We start from the raw sequence: 14,516 nt of genomic DNA, 5'->3' as shown, positions 1-14,516 counted from the left end.
TCGTTATACCGTTCGACATCTAAAAGAATCTTGACCGAACGGCATTACTCACGTGCGAGGCTTTTTTTCCCGAGACGAGGCAGGCAGCAAGCTGCCCGCCCCCCTTTTTCCGCCGCCTTGCCTTACTTCACGCAATCCACGAAGTACGCCTTGCCGCCGCCTTCCACCTCTTCCTCGACCAGCCCGTGGATATCGGTTTCGAAGCCGGGGAACAGCTTGTTGAAGTCGCGCGCGAACTTCAGGTACTGCACGATGATGTGGTTGAAGCGTTCACCCGGGATCAGCAGCGGGATGCCTGGCGGGTACGGCGTGAGCAGGATGGCGGTGACGCGGCCTTCCAGTTCGTCGACCGCCACGCGCTCGATCTCGCGGTGGGCCATCATGGCCCAGGCGTCCGAGGGCTTCATCGCCGGTTCCATGTCCGACAGGTACATCTCGGTGGTCACGCGAGCCACGTCATTGGCCTTGTAGACGCTATGGATGGCGTCGCACAGGTCGCGCAGGCCCAGGCGCTCGTACTGCGGATGCTTGCCGACGAACTCCGGCAGCACGCGCCACAGCGGCTGGTTCTGGTCGTAGTCGTCCTTGAACTGCTGCAGTTCGGTCACCAGCGAGTTCCAGCGGCCCTTGGTGATGCCGATGGTGAACATGATGAAGAACGAGTACAGCCCGGTCTTCTCGATGATGATGCCGTGCTCGGCCAGGTACTTGGTGACGATGGCCGCCGGGATGCCGCGTTCGCTGAACTCGCCGTCCACGTTCAGGCCCGGGGTGATGATGGTGGCCTTGATCGGGTCGAGCAGGTTGAAACCGTCGGCGAGGTCGCCGAAGCCGTGCCAGCGCTCGTTGGACTTGAGCATCCATTCCTCGCGGTCGCCGATGCCGTCCTCGACCAGCGCGTCGGGGCCCCATACCTTGAACCACCAGTCGCCGTTGTTGCCGGCGTCGTAGTCGCCTTCCACCTTGCGCATGGCGCGGCGGAAGTCGATCGCTTCCTGGATGCTCTCTTCCACCAGCGCGGTGCCGCCAGGGGCTTCCATCATCGCCGCCGCCACGTCGCAGGAGGCGATGATCGAGTACTGCGGGCTGGTGGACGTGTGCATCAGGTACGCCTCGTTGAACCGGTAGCGGTCCAGCTTGCGCGTGTCCGAATCTTGCACGAGGATCTGCGAGGCCTGCGACAGACCGGCCAGCAGCTTGTGCGTGGATTGCGTGGCGAATACCAGCGCGTCCTTGCTGCGCGGGCGGTCTTTGCCGATCGCGTGCATGTTGTGATAGAAGTCGTGGAATGCCGCGTGCGGCAGCCAGGCTTCATCGAAATGCAGCGTGTCGATCTCGGTGGCCAGCATTTCCTTGATCTGCTCGGCGTTGTACAGCACGCCGTCGTAGGTACCCTGAGTGATGGTCAGGATGCGCGGCTTCTGGTTCTTGGCCTGGCTGGCGAACGGGTGCGCCTCGATCTTGCGGCGGATGGTCTCCGGATCGAACTCGCTCTTCGGGATCGGGCCGATGATGCCGTAGTGGTTGCGCGTCGGCATCAGGAAGACGGGGATGGCTCCTGTCATCATGATCGCGTGCAGGATCGACTTGTGGCAGTTGCGGTCCACCACCACGATGTCGCCCGGCGCCACGTTGGCATGCCACACCATCTTGTTCGAGGTGGAGGTGCCGTTGGTGACGAAATACATGTGGTCGGAGTTGAAGATGCGCGCGGCATTGCGCTCCGAGGCCGCCACCGGGCCGGTGTGGTCGAGCAGCTGGCCGAGTTCGTCCACCGCGTTGCAGACGTCGGCGCGCAGCATGTTCTCGCCGAAGAACTGGTGGAACACCTGGCCGACCGGGCTCTTCAGGAAGGCCACGCCGCCGGAGTGGCCGGGGCAGTGCCACGAGTAGGAGCTGTCCTGCGCGTAGGCGATCAGCGCCTTGAAGAACGGCGGCGCCAGCGAATCCAGGTAGACCCGGGCCTCGCGGATGATGTGGCGCGCGACGAATTCCGGCGTGTCCTCGAACATATGGATGAAGCCGTGCAGCTCGCGCAGGATATCGTTGGGGATATGCCGCGAGGTGCGGGTCTCGCCGTACAGGAAGATGGGCAGGTCGGTATTGCGGCGGCGCACTTCCTTGATGAAGGCGCGCAGCTTCTCGATGGCCGCCGCTTCGGGCCGGTCGTCCTCGCTGACGAATTCGTCGTCGTCGATCGATACGATGAACGAGGAGGCGCGGCTGGACTGCTGTGCGAACGAGGTCAGGTCGCCATAGCTGGTCAGGCCCATGACCTCCATGCCTTCCTGCTCGATGGCCTCGGCCAGCGCACGGATGCCCGAGCCGGAAATGTTCTCGGAGCGGAAGTCTTCATCGATGATGATGACGGGGAAGCGGAATTTCATTTGGCATCCTTGGACGGCAGGAAGGACTTGAGCCACATGGCCCGGGGACGCATCCCCCTGGGTCGGCATGTGGCTCGATGTTCAGGCTTGGCGTGCGGCCCCGGGGACGCCCGGCGATACCGCAACGCGCGCATTGTATGCGATCAGGTCTTCGGCAATGTGACACCCTGCTGACCCTGGTACTTGCCACCGCGGTCGCGGTAGGAAGTCTCGCAGATCTCGTCGCTTTCGAAGAACAGCACCTGGGCGCAGCCTTCGCCGGCGTAGATCTTGGCGGGCAGCGGCGTGGTGTTGGAAAACTCCAGCGTCACATAGCCTTCCCACTCCGGTTCGAACGGGGTTACGTTGACGATGATGCCGCAACGCGCATAGGTGCTCTTGCCCAGGCAGATGGTCAGCACGCTGCGCGGGATGCGGAAATACTCCATGGTGCGCGCCAGCGCGAACGAGTTGGGCGGGATGATGCAGACATCGCCCCTGAAGTCGACAAAGGACTTCTCGTCGAAGTTCTTGGGATCGACGATGGTGCTGTTGATATTGGTGAAGATCTTGAATTCGTCGGCGCAGCGGATATCGTAGCCGTAGCTCGAGGTGCCGTACGACACGATCTTGCGGCCGTCTTCCTCCCGTACCTGGCCGGGCTCGAACGGCTCGATCATGCCGTGCTGTTCCGCCATGCGGCGGATCCACTTATCGGATTTGATGCTCATAGGGGTATCGGGATGAACAAATGCGGGCAGGCTCGGGCGCGGCCGGGACGGACCGGGAACGCTGCTCGCATTTGTTCACAGGCGCGCCGGACCTGCCGGGGCCTTGCGATGGGGCGCATTGTACAACCAAAAACCGGCGTCGCCGCCGCAATGGCGCCCACGGCCGGGAAGAGCCGGTCCCTGCTCCGGCTTCAGGCGGTGGCCTGCTCCGGCAACTGGTACCGGAAGCGCTCGCGGCCGGTATACAGCAGGAAGTGGCGCCCGGTGCATCGGGCGAACAGGGCCAGGTTGACGCGCTGGGCCATCCGGTAGCCCATCTGGGTCACGCCGGAGCGCGACAGCAGGAAGGGAATGCCCATCTGGGCACCCTTGATCACCATCTCGGAAGTCAGCCGGCCGGTGGTGTAGAACACCTTGTCGGCGCCGCTCATGTCTTCCAGCCACATCAGGCCGGCGATGGCATCCACGGCGTTGTGGCGGCCCACATCCTCGATGAACATCAGCAGTTCGCGCCCGCGGAACAGCGCGCAGCCATGCACCGAGCCGGCCTGCTTGTAGACCGACTGCTGCAGGCGGATGGTGTCGACGATGCCGTAGAGCGTTTCCTGGTCGAGCGTGGCGTCGTCCGGCAGCCGGATATTGTCGACTTCGTCCAGCAGCGAGCCGAACACGGTGCCCTGGCCGCAGCCGGTGGTCACCACGCGGCGTGCCGTGCGCTCCTCGATGCGGTCCACGCCCGTGCGGGTCGTGACGGCGGCGGATTCGGTCTCCCAGTCGACCTGGATCGCGGCGATATCCTCGATCGACCCGACCAGCCGCTGGTTGCGCAGATAGCCCAGCACCAGGGCCTCGGGCGCGCCGCCCAGCGTCATCAGCGTCACCAGCTCGCGCTTGTCCAGGTAGACCGTGAGCGGACGCTCGCCGGGCAGGAAGGCTGGCCGCACACGCCCCTGCTCGTCGACCACTTCGACTTCTTCGATCAGGGGAACCGAAGCGTGGGTCAGTTCGGGGCGCAGTGGCATGGGTATGAGGAGAATGGGCGCGCGCGCCGGGTGCTGCCGGTGCGCGCCGCCCTGCCCCGTCCGTCAGGACTTGGCGATCACGCCGCAGGCGATACGGCCGCCGGAGTTGCCGGTGGGCTGGGTCTTGTAGTCGTCCGGATCCTTGTGGACGACCACGGCGCGGCCCACCACGCTGGTAGGGCCGGGGGCCACGGTCACGCCGGTCAGCTCGAAGCTGGCCTGGGCGCGCCCGCTGTCGTCGGCCTTCAGGTTGTTGATATCGCCGGCATGGTGGTCGGGCATCGACATCGATCCGTGCGGCTTGCCGGTCGGGTTGAAGTGGCCGCCGGCGCTCATGGCGTCGGGTGCCGAGCAATCGCCCTTGTCGTGCACATGGAAGCCGTGCTCGGTATTCGGCGGCAGGCCCGTCACGTCGGCCTTGACCAGCACCGTATCGCCACGCTGGGTGAATGTCACGGTGCCCTGCGTCGCGGTGCCGCTCCTGGACTCCAGGGCGGCGACGGCGGTATCCGATCCGCCGCCCATCCCCATACTGGAGCAGCCTGCCAGGCCGCCGGCCAAGGCTCCCGCTACCGCCAGACCGAAAAGTACACGTACATGCGTCATGCCGAACCTCCTCTCACGGTGATGTCCGGGGCGATTGTACCGCTCCCGTGCCCGGCGCTGCGGCCGGTTTGTGATCAGAAGGCGCCACCCCGGGCGCCGTGGAAGGCCCTCCGGCGATGCTGGCGGCATCGGCGGCGGCAGGCGGCGGGGCCACGAACGGGCCTGGATCGGCGCATGGCGCGGCAGCGGGCGCAGGTGGCACGTCCTTGCCCCTGGTTTTCATCTCGCTGTAGTAACGTGCCGCCACCTTGTCCTGCGCCAGGCAGAGCTGGTAGGCGGCCACTTTGTCGGACCAGCCGGCGCGGGCCTTGGCCTCGTCGGCCTTGAGCTTTTGCGCCTCGGTGGGGGGCGGCAGCCTGGCCAGGGCGCTTGTGCCGCAAAGGGCCAGGGCAAGCAGCATCAGGATGCGTGTCATCGGTCGGGTTCCTCTTCCTCGTTCTCTGGCTCCGGGGCTGGCGCGCGGGCCCGTGTCCGTTCAGGCCTCGCCGGTGCTGGCCCGGCCGCCGGCGTGCTCGCCGGGCTTCGGCTCGGCAGCACGCTGCGCGGGGATCTTGCCGGACTTGATATCGTCGTACCAGAGCTCATGGTGCTCCTGGGCCCAGGCTTCGTCGACCCAGCCGTCGCGCATGGCGCGGTAGGCCCCTTCCATGCCGATGGTGCCCATGTAGATATGGCCGCAAGCCATGGCGATCATCAGCACCGCCGCGATGCCATGGACCACATTGGCGATCTGCATGGTGGCACGGTAGAAATCCATGCCGGGCACGATCATGTCGAGCACCCAGCCGGAGGCGGACAGGATCAGGCCGAACAGCACCAGCCCGCCCCAGAACCAGGCTTTCTCGCCGGCGTTGAAGCGCCCGCTTGGCACGTGCTTGCCGGAGACCAGCCCGCCCAGTTTGGCGACCCACTGCCAGTCCTCGCGGGCCGGCAGGTTGTCGCGCACGAAGATCACGAAGCCGACGATCACCGCCAGGGTGAAGACCGGCCCGACGACGTTGTGCACGTTCTTCAGCAGGTAGGTCAGCCAGCCGAACAGCGTATGGCCCATCAGCGGCAACAGGAAATGCTTGCCGAACAGCATGACGATGCCCGACACCGCCAGCGTCACGAAGGCGATCGCCATGGTCCAGTGCACCATGCGCTCCACGGGCGTGAAGCGCTGGATCATGCGGCCGGTGCGCGGCGTCTTGAGGGGAATGGCGCCGCGCCAGGCGAAAAAGGCCAGGATCGCGGCGGGCACCAGCACCACCAGCCAGCCGCCCCAGACCGTGATCACGCCGTTGCGGAACAGCCGCCACTTCTGGCCGGTGCGCTGGATCAGCACGCCGGCTTCCTTGGCGGGCAGGCTGCTGTAGTGCGCCTGGTCGGAATTCACCTCGCGCCATACCGGCGCGTTATTGCCGGGCTGCGACTGCGTACGCGCCTGCTGGGCCTGGGCCTCGGCCGCGATGTCGCGGCGCGGCACGTTGAAGATGTTCTCCGAGGCGATGCCCGCGAACGGCTGCGCCGGGTGCGTGGCCGGATTGTTGGCATCGGCGGGCACGCCGGCGGCCTGTGCGGCGGATGCACCACCCGCGGCCGGCGCCTGGGCCTGCGCGGCCCCAAGCGGCGCCAGCACCATGGCCAGCGCACAGGCCGCCCCCGCCAGATAGCGGAACCAGCCAGGACTGCGCGTCGGCTTCATATGTCCTCCATCGGGTCGGCCAGGGTTACCCCCGGGCTTCGCAGCGCCGGGGTCATGGCGTGCGGTTGTATTCGTTCTGGTACTGGTTGCGCTCGTGGATCTGGTTCTGCCAGCTGGTCTTGTCGCCCGGCGTCCAGCCCTTGACCACGAAAGGATCGCCCGGCGCGCCCTCGTAGGCCGGCGCGTCGGTTTTCTTGTGCGCCGCGGTGGCGGTCTGCGGGCGTTCGCCGCAGGCGGCCAGCGCGGTGCTGGCGGCGGCCAGCAGGATCAGGAGCAGGCGGGTCATGATGGCTGCGCTCCCGATGCGGGTGGCGCGGCAGCCGGGGCTGCGGGCGCACCCGGCGCGCCCTGCGCGGCACCCTTGTTGCCATAGGCCGTGCCCCAGCCGAACACATCGCCGCCCTTGCCGCGCTTGATCACGCGGTTGCGCAGGATGTCGGCGATCACGTCGCCGTCGCCGCCCAGCAGCGCCTTGGTCGAGCACATTTCCGCGCACAGGGGCAGCTTGCCTTCCGCCAGCCGGTTGCGGCCGTATTTCTCGAACTCTGCCTCGCTGCCGTTCTTCTCCGGCCCGCCCGCGCAGAAGGTGCACTTGTCCATCTTGCCGCGCACGCCGAAAGTCCCCTCGCTGGGGAACTGGGGCGCGCCGAACGGGCAGGCGTAAGAGCAGTAGCCGCAGCCGATGCAGACGTCCTTGTCGTGCAGCACCACGCCGTCATCGGTGCGGTAGAAGCAATCGACCGGGCAAACCGCCATGCAGGGCGCGTCCGAGCAGTGCATGCAGGCCACCGAGATCGATTTCTCGGCGCCGACGATGCCGTCGTTGATCGTCACCACGCGGCGCCGGTTGACACCCCACGGCACTTCGTGCTCGTTCTTGCAGGCGGTAACGCAGCTGTTGCATTCGATGCATCGCTCGGCGTCACAGATGAATTTCATGCGTGCCATGGTCGTTCCTTGCCCTTGATCCCAGTCTCTGTCTCTGTCGCAATCAGGCGAACCGTTCGATCTGGCAGATCGTGGTCTTGGTTTCCTGCATCATCGTCACCGCGTCGTAGCCGTAGGTGGTGGCGGTGTTGACGGCCTCGCCGCGCACGATCGGCATCGCGCCTTCGGGGTAGGAGTCCTTGAGGTCCTTGCCCTGCCACCAGCCCGAGAAGTGGAAGGGGATGAAGGCGGTGTCCACGCCGACCCGCTCGGTCACGAGGGCGCGCACCTTGATCCGCGCGCCGGTGGGTGTCCTGACCCAGCAGTAGTCGCCGTTGCGGATGCCGCGCTCGGAGGCCGCGCGCGGGTTGATCTCGACGAAGTTCTCTTGCTGCAGCTCGGCCAGCCACGGATTGGAACGGGTTTCCTCGCCACCGCCCTCGTACTCGACCAGGCGGCCCGAGGTGAGGATGATCGGAAACTTCTCGTAGAGCTTGTTCTCGATATTGCGCTGCTGCAGCGACTTGTACAGCGTGGGCAGGCGCCAGAACGCCATCTTGTCGTCGTGCGTCGGGTACTTGGCGACCAGGTCCGGCCGCGTGCCATATAGCGGCTCGCGGTGCTGCGGAATCGGGTCGGGGAAATTCCACACGATGGCGCGGGCCTTGGCATTGCCGAAGGGATGGCAGCCGTGGTTCTTCAGCACCACGCGCTGGATGCCGCCGGACAGGTCGGTCTTCCAGTTCTTGCCCTCGGCCTTCTGCTTCTCGGCATCGGTCAGCTCATCCCACCAGCCCAGTTTCTTCAGCAGCACGTGGTCGAACTCGGGGTAACCGGTGGTGATGTCCGCGCCCTTCGAATACGAGCCGTCCTCGGCCAGCAGGTTGACGCCATCCCGCTCCACGCCAAAGTTGGCGCGGAAGTTGCCGCCGCCATCCATGACGTGCCTGCTGGTGTCGTACAGGTTGGCCGTGCCGGGGTGCTTGAGTTCCGGCGTGCCGTAGCACGGCCACGGCAGGCCGAAATAATCGCCGGTCAGGTCGTAGCCGGTCAGCGGATCCTTGCCGCCCTTGCAGCGCAGCGTGCGCACGTCGAACATCTGCATATTGCGCATATGCGACTTGAGCCGCTCGGGCGATTGCCCGGTGTAGCCGATGGTCCAGTTGCTGGCGTTGATCTCGCGCAGGATGGACTCGGGTTCCGGCTCCATCCAGGTACGCCCGGCGCGCTTGACCTCCAGCATCTTGAAGTTCTTCGACAGCTCTTTGCCAAACCCAAGGCGCTCCGCGAAGGCCTGCATGATGGTGTGGTCCGGCATGGATTCGAACAGCGGCTCGATCACCTTCTCGCGCCATTGCAGCGAGCGGTTGGAGGCCGTGCAGGTGCCGGAGGTCTCGAACTGCGTGCAGGCCGGCAGCAGGTAGACCGCGCGGTTCGGGTTGACCTTGTCGCCTTCGGGCGGCGGCATATTGGCCATCGCCGCGGTGGCCGACGGATAGGGGTCGATGACCACCAGCAGGTCGAGCTTGTCCAGCGCCTTCTTCATCTCCAGGCCGCGCGTCTGCGAGTTGGGTGCGTGGCCCCAGAAGACCACGCCGCGCACATTGTTGTCCTGGTCGATCAGCTCGGGCTTCTCGGTGACGATATCGATCCATCGCGACACCGTGGTGCCGGACTTCTCCATCATCGCCTGCGAGGCGTATTGCTTCTTGATCCATTCGTAGTCCACGCCCCACACCGCGGCATAGTGCTTCCATGCGCCGGCGGCGAGTCCGTAGTAGCCCGGCAGCGAGTCGGGGTTGGGGCCTACGTCGGTAGCGCCCTGCACGTTGTCGTGGCCGCGGAAAATGTTGGCGCCGCCGCCCGACACGCCGATATTGCCCAGCGCCAGCTGCACGATGCAGGAGGCGCGCACGATGGCATTGCCGATGGAGTGCTGGGTCTGGCCCATGCACCACACCAGCGTGCTGGGGCGGTTCCTGGCCATGATCTCGGCGACCATGTAGACCTCGGCCTCGGGCACGCCGCAGACTTCCTCGACCTTGTCCGGCGTCCACTTGGCGAGGACTTCCTCCTTGACCTTGTCCATGCCGTAGACGCGGTCGTTCAGGAACTTCTGGTCTTCCCAGCCGTTCTTGAAGATGTGGTACAGCATGCCGAACAGGAAGGCGATATCGGTGCCGGAGCGAATCCGCACATAGTGGTCGGACTTGGCCGCCGTGCGGGTGTAGCGCGGATCGACCACGATCACCTTGCAGCCGTTTTCCTTGGCATGCAGCAGGTGCAGCATCGACACCGGGTGCGCCTCGGCCGCGTTGGAGCCGATATACAGCGCTGCCCTGGCGTTCTGCATATCGTTGTACGAGTTGGTCATCGCACCGTAGCCCCAGGTATTGGCCACGCCGGCCACCGTGGTGGAGTGGCAGATGCGCGCCTGGTGGTCGGTGTTGTTGGTGCCGAAGAACGACACCCACTTGCGCAGCAGGTATGCGCCCTCGTTGCTGTGCTTGGAGGAGCCGATGAAGAACATCGAGTCCGGCCCGGTCTGCTGGCGGATCTCCTTCATCTTCGCGGTGACTTCGTCGAGCGCCTGGTCCCAGCTGATGCGCTGGTACTTGCCGTCGACCAGCTTCATCGGGTACTTCAGGCGATACTCGCCGTGGCCGTGCTCGCGCAGTGCGGCGCCCTTGGCGCAGTGCGCGCCCATGTTGATCGGCGAATCGAAGACCGGCTCCTGGCGGATCCACACGCCGTTCTGCACCACCGCATCGACCGCGCAGCCCACCGAGCAATGGCCGCAGACGGTGCGGCGCACAACGATATTGCTGTTGCCTTCAGCGCTCGCCGCGCTCCCCGCGTCCGCGGCATCCGCCCGGCGCAGCAGCGTCAGCTGCGCGGCGGCCAGGCCGGCGCCTACCCCGATGCCGGAGCGCTTGAGAAAGCTGCGGCGGTCCATGGTGGGCATCGCGCCGGCCAGGCCGGCGGCCAGGCGCTCGGAAAGCCGGCCGGTGGCGTGCCCGGCGACGGTGCCAGCCAGCTGCGAGGATGCGCTGCCCTGCGCCGCGCGCTTGCGGGTCAAGATCATGGATCACCCCTGGATGGAACCAGGCCGGGCGAGACGCGCGCAAAGGCGCGACGCGGCTCACACCAGCGCTGTCCGATAGTACTTGCGAATATGTTCGGTAACCCGGTAGCCCTCGTTGTCGCTGGGCGTGACATCCGGAATGGCCGAGGTTGTGGCCGTAACGGGCACGGCGGGACCGCGCGAGGTCAGCGCGGCGGCGGCGCCGGCAGCGGCAACGACACCTGCGCCGGCAAGGAATGTACGGCGTGCGGCCCTGTGCTGCTCGTCCTTCATGGGAACTCCCTGGCAAAATGAAACCGGTTGCCAATCAAGTCATGTAGTCTTTTATTTATATTAGGTTGATATGTGTCGAAAGACCATGCCATGCGCGGGTTTCTACTGATGCCGGCGCTTGAAGACGGCTTGCGCGCCCGCTTCCGGCCATCCGTCCCGAAGGCTCAATGCATGTCGAGCGCGATCGCCTCGACCGCCATGAAGGCTTTCAGCAAAACGGCCACCTGCACGTAAAAACGGGCTTGCGGATGGGCCGCCATGGCATCGCACAGCGTCTCCACCCATGACTGCAGATGGCGCGAAAAGAAGTACTGCTGCTCGGCAAGACTGGCAATGCCCGCATCCTCGCCCGCCACCAGGAAGCGCATCACCTCGCACAGCGTGGCGATATGGTCCTCGGTCTCGCTGACATTGTCCTGGCGCACCAGGCCATAGCGCGCCAGGTCGTCGCGCAGCGCCACCACCGGGCGTTCGTTGAGGAATCCGGTCTGGTAGTAGGAGCCGTAGAGAAGGACTTCCGGCTTGCCCACCCCGATGAACAATTGCTGGTATTCGTCGGCAGTCCCGGCGGCCGTGGCGATCGATGCTGCGTTGCACAAGCCATTCCAGGCTTCGCCCAGCCTGGTCGCGGCGTCTTCGCCAATGGCACGGTTGGCGGCGATATGGTGCAGCAGCGCGGCATCGGGAGCGCGATACAACAAGGTGGCCAGCAGGCCGTACAGGTCCGCGCGGGCGGTGTCCTCGGCATTGGCCGTGGCTTCGATGACCGGGGGGATCAGCTGGATCGGCTGGAAATCTGTCATTTCGTGATGGTTCTCAAGGGTACCGGGAGATCGGATTGCGGATTTGGCCGGCGCAGGCGCGCCTTGCCACCCACGCGGCAAGACGGCTTGCGCCCCCACGGGGCTGAGCTACTGCACTGCCGTACCACTGGGGGTGCCGCTGCTCTTTTCCATCATATCGATGACGCGGCAATCGCCGCACATCTTCAGGCGTTCGGCAGCCTCGCCGGCGAACGCCGGGTGGTCCGCCAGCCTGTCCAGCATGGCATGCATCATCTGCGCGGTGCCAAACGGCTTGCCGCAGCGGATGCAGTGGAATGGCTCGGTCTCGGCGAGCGTCACGGTACGGCGCGCGGCCTCGCCGGTAAGCAAGCGCGGCACCAGGGTGATGGCATCTTCCGGGCAGGTGCTTTCGCACAAGCCGCACTGTACGCAGTTGCGCTCCAGGAAGCCCAGCACCGGACGCTCGGGGTTATCGCGCAGGGCCTGCGAGGGACAGGCGCCGACACAGGCCATGCACAGGGTGCAGCGCCCGGTATCCACTGCCACCGCGCCCAGCGGCGCGCTGGCTGGCAGCGGCACGCTGGCCTGCGGGCGCGGGGCGTTGCGCACCAGGTGGTCGAGCGCGAAATCCAGCGTCTCGCGCTTGGCGGCAGCGGCGTGGAAAGGCGCCGGCGGCAACGCCGGCCGGCCGGGGCCGGGCGCGCTCAATTGCGCCAGTTGCGCGTCCAGCGTGGCGGCATCGGGGCCATCCACCAGCGACAGGTATTCGCCCTCATAGCCGAGGCCCGCCAGGATGGCCTGCCCCACTGCCATCTGCTCCGCCAGCGCCGTGCGATATTGCGGCGCTTCGTCGCCCGTGAGCATCACGGCGACGCGGCTGGCTCCCCAGCCAATGGCCGACAGCCACAACTCGAGTCCGCTCGCGGCCGGATGGAACAGCGCCACCGGCATCACGTTGGGCGGCACGCCGCGGGCCTGGCCGGCGCGCGCGGCGCGGCCCAGCGCCAGGATGGACGCGTTTCCGTATGCCTCGCCATGCAGCAGCAGCACGGCGTCGCGGCCGCCCGCCGCACGATAGGTCGAGATCAGGATGCGCAGGCGCTCGCCGAGGTAATCCGGCTTGGGATAGGCGTAGCTGATGGCCCCGGTCGGGCACACCGTGGTGCAGGCGCCGCAGCCCATGCACAGGTTGGGCGTGACCTCGATCCGGCCGCGCCCGTCATGCCACTGCGAGCGGATCGCTTCGGCGGAACAGATATCGATGCAGGCCGTGCAGCCGGTGGTCTTGTTGCGGCCGTGCGCGCAGATTTTCTCCTTGTACTGGAAGAACTTCGGCTTCTCGAACTCACCGACCATCTGGATGAGGGCCAGTGCCTGCGTCTGCTGGCGCATCGGATCCGCGCMGGCGTACAGGTAGCCTTGCGGCGGCGCGTGCATGGTGAAGGCCGCCACATCGGCCAGGTCGAACACCAGGTCGAAGCGCTCGGTGGCGGTCTTGACGGGACGCTCGAAGTCGATCGCGGCGGCGGCGCCGCAAGCCTTCACGCAGGCGCGGTGCGAACGGCAACGGTCCAGGTCGATCTGGTAGCTGAAATCGATGGCGTCCTCGGGGCAAGCCTCGATGCAGGCGTTGCAGCGCGTGCAAAGATCCAGGTCGATCGGGTTGCTGCGCCCCGCGCCGGTCTCCCAACTGGCCTCGAAGGCGCCGAGCCAGCCGCCGAGCTTGACCAGTTTGCCGCTGTGCACCGGGAAGTCCCGCGAGGCGGGCTGGCCGGCTGCGGCCATGGCCTCGCCGGCGCCACCAAGCAGTACCGACACTTCCATGCCGGATTCGGCCAGCTTGCCGGCCCAGGGCATGGCGCGGGCGGCAGGGCCGAGCACCAGCACGGCCCTGCCCGCGTGGTAGTCCACCACGGGCACCGGTTCCGGATCGGGCAGCGCGGCAACGGCCAGCAGCGCGGCGATCTTGGCATTGGCGGTCTTGGGGTCGCGCCGCGCACCCTGCGACCAGCCACCGGTTTCCCGGATATTGACGAAGCGCACCGGCGCCGTCATCCCACCGTCGGCCTGGCGCCGGGCAGCCACCTCGGTGAACAGCGCGCGCTCCTGCGTACAGGCCACGATGACGTCGTCCGTGCCATCGAGCGCCTCGGTGAAGTCGCCGATCTCGCGGCGGCACAGCAAATGGTGGACCTTGAGCTGCGGCCCGGTGCCGGCTGCGGCGTTGGGGCCATTGCCCGACAAGGCAGCCCCGTCAAGCGGCATGGTGTCGTTGCAATTGCAAATCAGCGTCGGCATGGTGAATGCGGCTGGCCGGCCTGGCTGCCCCATTTCTTAAGGAGTCTTGCCGACGGCCAATCTTGGGGGGGGGAAGCCCATTGTAGGCCGCGGCGGCAGCGGCGGCTACGCGTGTTTGCCTGGAGCGGAATCGTCCGGCTGGCGCGCAGTGCCGGGCAACGCGTGGCCGGCGGCGAGCGGTGCATGAGGCTGCGTTCCAGGCGGCACGGTATCCGGGGACTCCAGTGCCGCGGGCTGATCCGAGGTTGCCCGCTGCGGCTCCTCCACAGGCGCTCCGGGCGCTTCCGCCGCCTGTTCCGCCGCGCGCGCCGCGGCCAGTTCGTCTTCGGTCGGCGCGAACAGGCCGAGCGTCTCGGACTGGCGCATGCGCCGCAGCACGTCGAGGGGGATCGGGTCGGGCTTGCCGTAGTCGTCGATATAGGTATCGAGCCCGTCCATCACATTGAAATGCGGATCGGCAAACAATGTCTTGAGCGCGGCGCGCTTGACGGTTTCGTCGACGCCGCGGGCCACGAAGCGCGCAATGCTGTCGCCTGGCCGCAGCAAGGCGGCGTCGGCCAGCGTCGGGAGCGGCTCGGCCGCCGGGGCTGGCTCAGCCGGCGGCTGGGCAACGCGCACCGGCGGGTCGGCGTGGACGGGCGGCGCCGGCTCGGGCGCAAGCGGCTGCCCCTGGCGCGCCGCGGCCTTGCGGCGGGACCAGCGCGACAGGAAGGAGTCATCGCTCATGGGCGACCTG

13 protein-coding genes are annotated in these 14,516 nt (G+C 66.6%); all 13 read right to left on the bottom strand.

Annotation, left to right across the window (positions count from 1 at the left end):
• Positions 1–122 precede the first annotated feature (122 nt).
• The 13 genes from AC1DQ3_RS06925 to AC1DQ3_RS06865 all read right to left on the bottom strand — a co-directional run bounded on the left by AC1DQ3_RS06925 (position 123) and on the right by AC1DQ3_RS06865 (position 14,506).
• Positions 123–2,387, bottom strand: coding sequence for an Orn/Lys/Arg family decarboxylase (locus AC1DQ3_RS06925; RefSeq protein WP_477119439.1), 2,265 nt, complete (start codon positions 2,385–2,387; stop codon positions 123–125).
• A gap of 143 nt (positions 2,388–2,530) precedes the next feature.
• Positions 2,531–3,097, bottom strand: coding sequence for a dCTP deaminase (gene dcd / locus AC1DQ3_RS06920; protein WP_477119438.1), 567 nt, complete (start codon positions 3,095–3,097; stop codon positions 2,531–2,533).
• 191 nt (positions 3,098–3,288) lie between these two features.
• A complete protein-coding gene (locus tag AC1DQ3_RS06915) occupies positions 3,289–4,119 on the bottom strand; it encodes a formate dehydrogenase accessory sulfurtransferase FdhD (protein ID WP_477119437.1) in 831 nt (276 codons plus the stop codon).
• Between the two features lie 63 nt (positions 4,120–4,182).
• A complete protein-coding gene (locus AC1DQ3_RS06910; RefSeq protein WP_477119436.1) occupies positions 4,183–4,725 on the bottom strand; it encodes a superoxide dismutase family protein in 543 nt (180 codons plus the stop codon).
• A 13-nt stretch (positions 4,726–4,738) separates the two neighbouring features.
• A complete protein-coding gene (locus AC1DQ3_RS06905) occupies positions 4,739–5,140 on the bottom strand; it encodes a hypothetical protein (RefSeq protein WP_477119435.1) in 402 nt (133 codons plus the stop codon).
• Positions 5,141–5,200: 60 nt separating this feature from the next.
• Positions 5,201–6,412 carry a formate dehydrogenase subunit gamma gene (locus AC1DQ3_RS06900; RefSeq protein ID WP_477119434.1) on the bottom strand — a complete coding sequence of 404 codons (1,212 nt, stop codon included), beginning with the start codon at positions 6,410–6,412 and terminating at the stop codon, positions 5,201–5,203.
• A gap of 52 nt (positions 6,413–6,464) precedes the next feature.
• The gene (locus AC1DQ3_RS06895) at positions 6,465–6,698 is read right to left on the bottom strand and encodes a hypothetical protein (protein ID WP_477119433.1); all 234 of its coding nucleotides are present in this window, start codon (positions 6,696–6,698) and stop codon (positions 6,465–6,467) included.
• Positions 6,695–7,360 (bottom strand): formate dehydrogenase FDH3 subunit beta, encoded by a 666-nt coding sequence (fdh3B, locus tag AC1DQ3_RS06890; RefSeq protein ID WP_477119432.1) that lies wholly within the window; start codon positions 7,358–7,360, stop codon positions 6,695–6,697. Before fdh3B ends, AC1DQ3_RS06895 begins: the two co-directional genes overlap by 4 nt.
• Positions 7,361–7,403: 43 nt before the next feature.
• The gene (locus AC1DQ3_RS06885) at positions 7,404–10,424 is read right to left on the bottom strand and encodes a molybdopterin-dependent oxidoreductase (RefSeq protein WP_477119431.1); all 3,021 of its coding nucleotides are present in this window, start codon (positions 10,422–10,424) and stop codon (positions 7,404–7,406) included.
• A gap of 57 nt (positions 10,425–10,481) precedes the next feature.
• Entirely contained in the window at positions 10,482–10,697 is a 216-nt protein-coding gene (locus tag AC1DQ3_RS06880) for a formate dehydrogenase (RefSeq protein ID WP_477119430.1), read from the bottom strand.
• 164 nt (positions 10,698–10,861) lie between these two features.
• The gene (locus AC1DQ3_RS06875; protein WP_477119429.1) at positions 10,862–11,500 is read right to left on the bottom strand and encodes a TorD/DmsD family molecular chaperone; all 639 of its coding nucleotides are present in this window, start codon (positions 11,498–11,500) and stop codon (positions 10,862–10,864) included.
• A 108-nt stretch (positions 11,501–11,608) separates the two neighbouring features.
• Positions 11,609–13,780, bottom strand: coding sequence for a 4Fe-4S binding protein (locus AC1DQ3_RS06870; RefSeq protein WP_477119428.1), 2,172 nt, complete (start codon positions 13,778–13,780; stop codon positions 11,609–11,611).
• Between the two features lie 105 nt (positions 13,781–13,885).
• Positions 13,886–14,506, bottom strand: coding sequence for a DUF3306 domain-containing protein (locus AC1DQ3_RS06865; RefSeq protein ID WP_477119427.1), 621 nt, complete (start codon positions 14,504–14,506; stop codon positions 13,886–13,888).
• Positions 14,507–14,516 lie beyond the last annotated feature (10 nt).

This window comes from Cupriavidus sp. 01T418 (genome assembly GCF_056398885.1).
This window is presented reverse-complemented; position numbering and strand designations above follow the sequence as displayed.

Coding starts and splice junctions, on each gene's coding strand:
- dcd (WP_477119438.1), bottom strand. CDS start 3,097: ATGAGCATCAAATCCGATAAGTGGATCCGCCGCATGGCGGAACAGCAC.
- AC1DQ3_RS06865 (WP_477119427.1), bottom strand. CDS start 14,506: ATGAGCGATGACTCCTTCCTGTCGCGCTGGTCCCGCCGCAAGGCCGCG.
- AC1DQ3_RS06885 (WP_477119431.1), bottom strand. CDS start 10,424: ATGATCTTGACCCGCAAGCGCGCGGCGCAGGGCAGCGCATCCTCGCAG.
- AC1DQ3_RS06880 (WP_477119430.1), bottom strand. CDS start 10,697: ATGAAGGACGAGCAGCACAGGGCCGCACGCCGTACATTCCTTGCCGGC.
- AC1DQ3_RS06910 (WP_477119436.1), bottom strand. CDS start 4,725: ATGACGCATGTACGTGTACTTTTCGGTCTGGCGGTAGCGGGAGCCTTG.
- AC1DQ3_RS06915 (WP_477119437.1), bottom strand. CDS start 4,119: ATGCCACTGCGCCCCGAACTGACCCACGCTTCGGTTCCCCTGATCGAA.
- AC1DQ3_RS06905 (WP_477119435.1), bottom strand. CDS start 5,140: ATGACACGCATCCTGATGCTGCTTGCCCTGGCCCTTTGCGGCACAAGC.
- AC1DQ3_RS06895 (WP_477119433.1), bottom strand. CDS start 6,698: ATGACCCGCCTGCTCCTGATCCTGCTGGCCGCCGCCAGCACCGCGCTG.
- AC1DQ3_RS06875 (WP_477119429.1), bottom strand. CDS start 11,500: ATGACAGATTTCCAGCCGATCCAGCTGATCCCCCCGGTCATCGAAGCC.
- AC1DQ3_RS06900 (WP_477119434.1), bottom strand. CDS start 6,412: ATGAAGCCGACGCGCAGTCCTGGCTGGTTCCGCTATCTGGCGGGGGCG.
- AC1DQ3_RS06925 (WP_477119439.1), bottom strand. CDS start 2,387: ATGAAATTCCGCTTCCCCGTCATCATCATCGATGAAGACTTCCGCTCC.
- fdh3B (WP_477119432.1), bottom strand. CDS start 7,360: ATGGCACGCATGAAATTCATCTGTGACGCCGAGCGATGCATCGAATGC.